At 40.9% G+C, this 9,052-nt stretch carries 9 protein-coding genes; 4 read left to right on the forward strand and 5 right to left on the reverse strand.

The window, feature by feature from the left end; translation table 11 throughout:
• The coding region (locus tag E7204_RS00385) for an IS3 family transposase (RefSeq protein ID WP_295180505.1) at nucleotides 1–505 on the forward strand (505 nt) is incomplete at its 5' end.
• 189 nt (nucleotides 506–694) lie between these two features.
• Here E7204_RS00385 and E7204_RS00390 read toward each other — a convergent pair.
• On the reverse strand, nucleotides 695–1,069 hold the full coding sequence (locus E7204_RS00390; RefSeq protein ID WP_295180507.1) for a RidA family protein: 375 nt from the start codon (nucleotides 1,067–1,069) through the stop codon (nucleotides 695–697).
• A gap of 237 nt (nucleotides 1,070–1,306) precedes the next feature.
• Here E7204_RS00390 and E7204_RS00395 point away from each other — a divergent pair, with 237 nt between their 5' ends.
• Entirely contained in the window at nucleotides 1,307–1,885 is a 579-nt protein-coding gene (locus E7204_RS00395) for a methylated-DNA--[protein]-cysteine S-methyltransferase (RefSeq protein ID WP_295180509.1), read from the forward strand.
• Nucleotides 1,886–2,022: 137 nt separating this feature from the next.
• On the opposite strand, the gene E7204_RS00400 is transcribed toward E7204_RS00395, so the two are convergent.
• Nucleotides 2,023–4,101, reverse strand: coding sequence for a hypothetical protein (locus E7204_RS00400; RefSeq protein WP_295180511.1), 2,079 nt, complete (start codon nucleotides 4,099–4,101; stop codon nucleotides 2,023–2,025).
• A 103-nt stretch (nucleotides 4,102–4,204) separates the two neighbouring features.
• The gene (locus E7204_RS00405) at nucleotides 4,205–5,683 is read right to left on the reverse strand and encodes a nicotinate phosphoribosyltransferase (RefSeq protein ID WP_295180513.1); all 1,479 of its coding nucleotides are present in this window, start codon (nucleotides 5,681–5,683) and stop codon (nucleotides 4,205–4,207) included.
• Between the two features lie 241 nt (nucleotides 5,684–5,924).
• On the opposite strand from E7204_RS00405, the gene E7204_RS00410 reads away from it, so the two are divergent.
• Together E7204_RS00410 and menA are read left to right on the forward strand one after the other, a co-directional pair.
• Entirely contained in the window at nucleotides 5,925–6,818 is an 894-nt protein-coding gene (locus E7204_RS00410; protein WP_295180515.1) for a DMT family transporter, read from the forward strand.
• 6 nt (nucleotides 6,819–6,824) lie between these two features.
• Nucleotides 6,825–7,721 carry a 1,4-dihydroxy-2-naphthoate octaprenyltransferase gene (gene menA, locus E7204_RS00415; protein ID WP_295180517.1) on the forward strand — a complete coding sequence of 299 codons (897 nt, stop codon included), beginning with the start codon at nucleotides 6,825–6,827 and terminating at the stop codon, nucleotides 7,719–7,721.
• A 161-nt stretch (nucleotides 7,722–7,882) separates the two neighbouring features.
• Here the strand turns inward: menA and E7204_RS00420 are convergent, their stop codons facing one another.
• Nucleotides 7,883–8,368: a hypothetical protein gene (locus E7204_RS00420; protein WP_021840035.1), complete on the reverse strand. Its 486-nt coding sequence runs from the start codon at nucleotides 8,366–8,368 to the stop codon at nucleotides 7,883–7,885.
• 155 nt (nucleotides 8,369–8,523) lie between these two features.
• A complete protein-coding gene (locus E7204_RS00425; RefSeq protein WP_021840034.1) occupies nucleotides 8,524–8,799 on the reverse strand; it encodes a hypothetical protein in 276 nt (91 codons plus the stop codon).
• Nucleotides 8,800–9,052: the final 253 nt, after the last annotated feature.

Raw genomic sequence — 9,052 nt, forward strand, 5'->3', positions numbered from 1 at the left:
AATCACAACAGATACAACTGAATTCAAGTATTATGAGGTGGGAGCTGATGGAGAATTAATAACAAGAAAATTGTATTTAGATCCATTTATGGACCTATATAATCTTGAAATACTAAGTTTCAGTATTTCACCGGCACCTTTAGCATCTGGTATTTTAATGGCACAAAGAAAAGCTATTAAAATAACAGAGGATGCTAAATATAGACGAACATTTCACTCTGATCAAGGCTGGGCGTATCAAATGAAAGAATATCAAAGGCTCTTAAAGAATAATAATATCTTCCAGAGTATGTCCAGAAAAGGAAATTGCTATGACAATTCGCCTATGGAAAACTTCTTTTCAATTTTGAAACAAGAAATGTATTATGGAAAAACATTTCATAGCTACAAGGAATTAGAAACAGCACTTACTCAATATATACTCTATTACAATGAAAAACGAATAAAAGAGAAGTTGAATTGGCTAAGTCCGGTAAAGTATCGCTTAAAGAATACAGTAGCATAAAAAATTCCGAGAAACCTATTCAGGCTTCTCGGAAATAAAAGTCTAACTTTTTGGGGTCACTACACATTACCGCCTGTACCGGAGTTTTTTTATTGGAATTTTAGCCTTCCGCTTTCAACCTTCGATGATTTTGTGCAGCTTTCAATCACAACATCAAATTCTGATTTTTATTTCAGCCAAATTACCGAATTATTCTGCCACAGCAATTACTTCTACTTCAACAGAGAAGTTGGCCGGTAATTCTTTAACGGCTACGCAGCTGCGAGCTGGTTTGCTTGTGAAGTATTCAGCATAAATAGCATTGAATTTAGCAAAATCGTTAATATCAGCCAAGAAACAAGTTGTTTTAACTACTTTGGAGAAGTCAGTGCCTGCTTCTTTCAAAATAGCTTCGATGTTTTTCATAGCTTGTAAAGTTTCAGCTTCAACGCCGCCTTCAACCAATTTACCGGTTTCAGGATTGATGCCGCCCTGGCCGGAAATGAACACAAAGCCGTTGGCTTTAATAGCTTGAGAGTAAGGGCCTAAAGCTTTAGGGGCGTTTTCAGTAAATACAGGTTTCATAAAAAACTCCTTTCATGGACAATTACACGAATAAACTTGTATAATTTGCTTATAGATTCATTATAGAATAAGTTAACTGTGATGTACAATATCAAATGGACAAAATAACCTAAAATGTTTACCTCAAAATGTCATAGACTCATTTTGAAAATGTTGATATACAATTGACATTCCTCTTTTATATAACACATTTCACTATCCCGTTTTTACTGCAATTACCTGAGGAGGCTTACCATCATGAGCAATCAAGCTAACACAAACACCGACCCCCATACCGTTTACAGCTACACCATAAGCTTTGACGATTATGGCATTATTACCATGTACAGTGATGGTGAAAACCTAATTGGTCTCAGCTTACCAAGCCAACAATACAATTTGGATACGGATTCTAAGGAAGTTATAAATAATAACCTTCCTATTTTTAAAACCACGGAAACTTGGTTAAAAGACTATTTCGCCGGCAAAAATCCGACTACAATGCCACCGATTCGCTTCATCGGCACGCCGTTTCGCCAAAAAGTGTGGCAAGCCCTCCTGGATATTCCTTACGGCGCGCTTACTACCTACGGTGATTTAGCCAAAAAGCTCTACCCCAACGATGACAATACCGGAATTCGGGCTCGTGCCATCGGCGGCGCCGTCGGCCATAATCCCATTCCCATCATCGTACCGTGCCACCGCGTCATCGGTGCCAACAATAACCTTACGGGCTACACCGGCGGACTATCAGTCAAAGTTAAACTTCTTACCTTGGAAGGCGTTGACATGGAACCCCTAAAATGGCCGAAACGGACAACGAAAAATACGTTTTAATATGGCGTAGCTTCTCAAATGATATGAAAGCTTATAGGCTTCTTTACAAGTAAGTTCAAAATAGCCACAGCACTTTACGGTTTGCTGTGGCTATTTCTATTTATGCCATTACAATACAACTTCGTTCAAGCTTTAAATTAAAGCTCTTGAATGAACTGTACAAAACGCGGTGCAAATTCATCCCTTTCCAAATCGGATGTAAACATTATGTACACTACCGGATCCGGCTCGGTCAAGACAACCGCGCCCTGTATATAATATGGCAATTCAAAGCCATTCACATTTATAAATGCACGAGCTGAACCTGTATACGCCGGATGCGTATAATGCGGTAATAACGCCCAAGGCGTTTGGTCTTTTATCGTTACCGACGTAAAAGCATAATCGGACATACTGCTTAAATTAGTAGCCTTCAAAATCATCTGCTTTAAGGCACCGTTACTTTCCATCCAATACGAATTAATTGCAGGCAACTGAAAATCAAGAAAATCTTTTTGCAACATACTGTATAAACCTTGTGACGTTTTTGGTGTCAACACCATGCCAAATACGGTAGCCGTCTTACGCCCTTCACTATCCTTCATTTGCCATTGGTATACATCAGATTTTTCACCGAGACGGTAATCTTCATAAAACTGCAACCGTTCTTTAAGACGATTGTAATATTCAATGCTCGCTTCGCGTTCTTCCCCAACCAATAATTTGTCGGTTACCCAATCGCGCAGTTCCGGTCCTTTTTCAACGGCCTTTTTCGTCTCATTTTCCATGAAGTTCTTCAGAGCCGGAATAATGACAGTATCCGATAATCTTTTAACCGTTAAATCACGTGGTACTACGATATTTCCGTCATGACCTAAAGCTTTCATGTGCGTTGTCGTTTTTTTAGCCGGAATAGCGGTATTTTTCGCATCAGCGGTAAACGCTCTGACTTGAGGTTCTAAGTTATACATGCGTTGCCACTGCTTTTGCCAATAATTAAAATCTCCGTCATTCGTGGTTAATACTGTTATAACCGGACCTTCTTTGTCAAAACGAACTAAATTCAAACCACCGAGCGGAATTTCGTAGCTGTCAAAGGTAAAAACGTCCCGCGCTTCAGAGTAGAGTACCGGGCCGAAATGAGAATTTAATTGCTCCAATTCGCTCAAATAATCCGCTTTAATGTCCGACGTAGCAAAGAATTTTTTCAAACCGTCGCGAAGGCTCTGATTAAGCTCCAATTTTTCTTTGGCACGCTCATTCGTCTCAGCTTCTTTTTTCAATTCACCGATGGCCTTATCTAAATCAGCCACTAAGGCTTTCACCAAATTGTTCTTATGTTTGTCAACAAACTGATTGAATGCCGCTGCATCCCGCATCACAGGTACAGCCTCGGTGCCCTTAAGCATAGCCGTATAGAAGGCGTCCGCATCATATTCAGCCGGATACGGTGCCAGCATAGCTTCTTGCTGCTTCGTCAGTTCGTCGCCCAAATCACGAACCACCTGCCACGTATGGCCTAATTGCTCCTTCGAATCACCCGTATTAGATACTTGCGACATATAGGCCGCTGCAATAGCCGCCGTTTTGGCAAATTTCATAGAATCGCGCTCTTGTACACCGTCTCTGCTGTTTATAGCGGATTTTTTAGTATTCGCTACTGATTTATCCGCCGCTTCCCACAAAGCGTTACTGATTTCAAGATTAGCTCGTTCACCTTTGATATAATCGGGTCCTAATGCCAAATCCACTACATAGGCCGTATGAACGCCTTCCGCATCTTCCCCGCGCAATTGATACATATTCCAATCGCGATAAATCGTGCCGTTAAAATCCTTCAGCTCTTTTATGTTGAGTTCTTTCTTGCTAGCCATGTCACGAATATCTTTAACATATTCCGCATTCAATTCTTTGGCGGAAATAAATTTTGTACCGTCAACCATCCCCATTGGCGTCATCATCCGTTTTAAGTCAAAGACGGTCACTCCGGCCGGTAAGTTCACCGTTTTATTGTCTACGGTAGTCATCACCGTGCTTACGAGCTGTGGCTTAATGGCGATAGTATCAGGTGATACTTTTGTTTTCACCGCATCACTGCTTTGTACGATACCGTAAGGCAAACTAATCGGCGCCAGCGTACCACTCGTTGCTTCCGCTGCCGAAACGCCCGAAATCGCCGGTGTGGCCAACCCCAATAACGCAGCCAATACCAATCCCTTCAGATACTTGTGTTTCATCTGATTCACTCCTTTATATCTACTTACTATTCCCTTAGTCTTTTCCTGAGAATATGACCGCTTCTTTATACCTAGCAAACATAGCGCACTACTGTATACAGTCTTACCCCTCCGTAAATTCCGGATTATTATGCTTTACTTTTTCAAGCAACAATTGTCGTTTCAATTCGTGTAATTTCTGGCTGATATTCACCTTAACAATCGGCGGACGATTCAAGCGGAAATATTCAGGCCAGAGCAATTTAATCTGCTCATTCGCATAACTTACAATTTCAGGCAAACTTGGCACATCGTAGACTAATTTGCCGTTTTCAAAAATCGGCACCAACAGTTCCACTACGTCGAAGCTGTCAGCCGCTAAATGGGTCCGTTTCCAAGGATACATGGCATTTTGGAAGGTATATGGTTTCGTCGTATCAATCGTTTCATCGAGAAGGCAAACGAGATCGCCGATTAACTTACGGTTACGTCGATTGATGAGGCGCAATACCTTTTTACGGCCCGGATTCGTTACTTTTTCCACATTGTCGGAGAATTTCATAGTTGGTACGAAGGAACCATCGGTTTTCCATTGACCGGCCAATTTATACACGCCACCCAAGGCGGATGTGCCATCGGCGGTAATTAGTTTGGTACCTACTCCCCAAGCGGAAATGGCACTGCCTTGACTTTTCAAGTCGGCGATGGTGTATTCATCCAAATCATTGGATGCAAAAATCGTAGCATCCGGGAAACCCGCTTCCGTCATCATTTGATGAGCTTCCTGCGATAAGTACGCTAAGTCGCCGCTGTCGAGACGAATGCCGTAACCTTTAGGCATGGTGCCGCCGCGGCGTTCTTTCACTTCTTTGAAAACCTGAATGGCATTGGGCACACCTTGTTTCAATGTGTCATAGGTATCTACGAGGAGTACCAACATATCTTCGTATTGTTCCGCATAAGAACGAAAAGCCGTGAGTTCATCAGGGAAACTCATAATCCAGCTGTGCGCCATGGTGCCTACCGGTTTAATACCGTATTGTGATGCGGAGTACACATTACTGGTGCCGTTAAAACCGCCAATAATAGATGCTCTGGCACCGTAAACGGCGGCATTAGTACCTTGGGCCCGACGCATACCGAATTCGGCGAGGCTGTCATTGCCGGCCACACTACGGATACGACGCGCTTTGGTAGCAATCAGTGATTCATGATTGAGATACATGGATAAAGGCGTTTCAATGAGCATCGCTTCGTCTTTAGGTGCTTCAATACGAAGCAACAATTCCCCCGGGAAGGCAACAGTCCCTTCCGGTGCCGCATACACACTGCCGGTGAAGCGGAAATCTTTTAAATAGTCGAGAAAATCTTCTTCAAATAAACCGGTTTCACGTAAATAGGCAATATCATCTTCGTTGAAGGACAGATTTTTCAAATAATCGATGACGTGCTCTAAGCCGGCCACTACCGTATACGCACCGTCAAAGGGGTTTTTACGATAAAAACGGTCGAAAACGCAAGGAGTACGATGCAGACCTTCCTTAAATAACCCTTGCATCATGGTAAATTGATACAAATCCGTTAATAAAGCTTTACTAATCACAGTACATTCCTCATCTCTTCTAATAAATATATTAATTGTGTTGACATAAACTTTTAACCCGATATACTAGAGGTAACGGAATATTTATGAGAAGTGTAAAACTTCCGTAAATACCACACTTCTTGAGACAAAAGTTAATAAACCTTTGGGGGTAACAATTTACAACTAAGATTATTTTAGTTACAATTGTTAAGGGTTATCTTTATATAATTCTACATTTATAGAAAGGAATCCTCTTTTTATGTTACAAGCTCGCTTATGTTTATTACTCACTGCGTTTGTTTGGGGCTCCACCTTTGTAGCCCAACGTCTTGCGTCTGATGTAATCGGTCCCAATGCGTACAATGCGATACGCTTTTTGTTGGGAGTATTAACCGTAAGTCCGTTTTATTTCTGGATAAAAACGGGAGCACCTTTGAAAAAGCCGCACTGTTCCATCATCTGGCCCTCCCTTGCCCTTGGCTTTATGCTATTTTTAGGTGCCAGTTTGCAACAATACGCCATTGCCTATACGACGGCGTCAAAAGCCGCCTTTTTAACAGCCTTATATGTGGTCCTCGTACCACTGCTTGGTCTCTTCGTAGGTGAACGACTCAGCCTGACCGCTTTAGGCGGCGTTGTGTGCGCCATCGTCGGCGCCGCCTTATTGAGCTTAAAAGATAGTTTCATCCCTTCTTACGGCGACGGAATCATCCTGATTTCCACATTGTTCTGGGCCATTCACATTTTGCTGTTAAATACGGTATCCAAACAATATAATCCGTTCTTACTGTCCATGGACCAGTTTTTCGGCTGTGCCTTGTTCTCAGCCATAGCGTCTCTATTCTTGGAAACCACAACTTTTCAAAATATCGCCGACTCTTGGCTATTCATCGTTTGGGGCGGCGTTTTATCGGCCGGTATCGGTTTTACAGGGCAGCTTTTAGGGCAACGCAAATTGCCGCCGACAGAGGCCTCGCTCATTTTGAGTCTTGAAATTGTATTCACCGGTATTTTAGGATATTTAATTTTGGATGAACGGCTTAATTATCAGGAAATCTGGGGGCTCGTAGCCATGTGCTTCGGCGTTTTGCTGGCACAACTACCATCGCCACCACAATTATCAATCGGACCGTTTTTCGGTCGAAAGGACTAATTTTGTATGACTGCTTCACAACTTTATCGCTTAGCCCGGCCCCGCACCTTAACGGCCGCATTCAGCCCGGTTATTCTCGGTGCTTCTTACGCGGCGACTGAGCACACGGCGGTTCACAGCCTGTGGCTAAGCCTGTTTTACACCTTATTAATTCTAATCTGTGTCATGAGTTCACAGATTGCCGCCAATATTTGGAATGAATATTTCGATTTTAAATCCGGTCTCGACTTAAACCAAGCGGCCGGCAACAGCGGCACCATCGTCCGTGAAGGAATTTCGCCGCAGCAGGTAAAAAAACTGGGCTATATCTTTTCCCTCACGCCGCTCGTGCTCGGCATTTTCTTGGCATCGCAAGTATCTTGGTGGTTATTGCCGGCCGGCGCCGTTTGTATTCTGATCAGCTTATTCTACTCGGGCGGTCCAAAACCGATTTCGCGCACACCGTTCGGCGAACTCGCCTCAGGTGTGGCCATGGGTTTTGCCATTGTCTATATTACGGCCTACACCTGGACGGGCACGCTCTACTGGGACTTCTTAATCCCGGCCATTCCGTCTACCATCCTCATCGGCAATATCATGATGACCAATAATCTGCGCGATTTCAGCAATGATAAAGCCCACGGACGTCGTACTTTGGTTATCCTTTTAGGTAAAGACGAAGGAATCCGCTTATTGCGAACCTTATTTATCGTCTGCGTCCTTTGGTTATTCTTATGGGTATTTTTAGGGCATTTGCCATCAGCATCCTTGCTCGGTATCATAGCTCTCTTCCCGGCTTTTAAAAGCGCTGCTATCTTGCAACGCTATGCGGACGTGGTAAAAATGAACGAAGCTATGAAATTTACGTCCATCAGTGTGACACTCTATCATCTGTTGGTAAGCGTTGGACTGTGGATTGGGTGAAGTAAAAACCGAGACTTATAGGACAAAAACAACCTTAGTATTTATAACGGATAAAACAGACTCCCTTTTAGGCAGACACAGGAAATAAAACTTGTGCTACTTAAAAGGGAGTTTTTTGACTCTATATTATTCAATGCAGTCTTACAATTAACTATTGTTTTCTAAAAATCAAATCCTTCTTTCCATGGTACTCCATATTTTTTTAATACATCTTCATAGTTTTTTCCCTTCCATATAGGGCGCTCCATGAAATACGAGTTTTCTCTATCTGAAAATGTATGTTTAATACAAAATTCCTTTATCCCCTGCAAGTCCTTCTCACACAACATACCTTTTATAATTATACTTTCTTCATCCCATCCATTATCACTAATATACTGATAAAAAGACTTACATATATTTATATTAACTCGATATTTCATAGCATGTCTGTATATCTCTAATGGTAAAATATATGGATATTCCGCTAATAAAATTGAAGTTGAAAAAACTTTTTCAGCCAAATTTGTTAAATGACTATCAAAATCTACTTTTTCTAAAGCCTCCAAAATACTCTCCAACTCTTCTTCATTTGCAATAGTTATATTTTTCGTTAAACCATCCATATACTCTTCAATCTTTTTATAATAGTCTTTATATATTTTCATTTTTGTATATTCCCAGAATATTTATTTCTATCTTCTAATATATTCTTCTAAAATAAACATATTTCAAATATTAACACAATTATATTGGTACGGATTAAGCCAATCTGTTATTTATTGTTTTTCAACTGGTCGTATCTGGTTATTGTATACTGATTTTATAATTTATAATATCGTTTTATCCAGCTACTACCTATTCTTCCAATAAAAATACAAACTACCAATCCTAAAATAGCTTCTATCATGTAAAATTCACTAGGTAAATAAAGAAATGCTATGCCTTGATTTATAGTCCATAACCCGCCTAAACTTTTTAAATAATAATACTCTCCTATAGTAATAACTCTACACATCTTAAATATTATTTTAAAATACAAACTAGGCTCTTCTACTAAACTATTTCCTCGATATTTTTCTAATTCATAATCAACCACCCACCCATTATGCCTCATGCTCCAAGTAGATAATTCACAAACAATAATGGTTCTATAATTTATTTTGGAGCGCTAAAGAGAAACGCTAGTTGCGTGTCCTCTTGGCGCCTACTTTTTTTGCACAAAAAAAGATATATTGAATAAAATCCGATACAATAAAGGTGCTAACAATTAACGAAAGGATGTTTATTCAATATGTCTAGTCTTAATTATATAGGAAAAATGCTCGGAATAAAAGATTCACATATCCAAA

Origin of the sequence: Veillonella sp. (genome assembly GCF_015058545.1) — a bacterium.
In the GTDB taxonomy this organism is placed as follows: domain Bacteria; phylum Bacillota; class Negativicutes; order Veillonellales; family Veillonellaceae; genus Veillonella_A.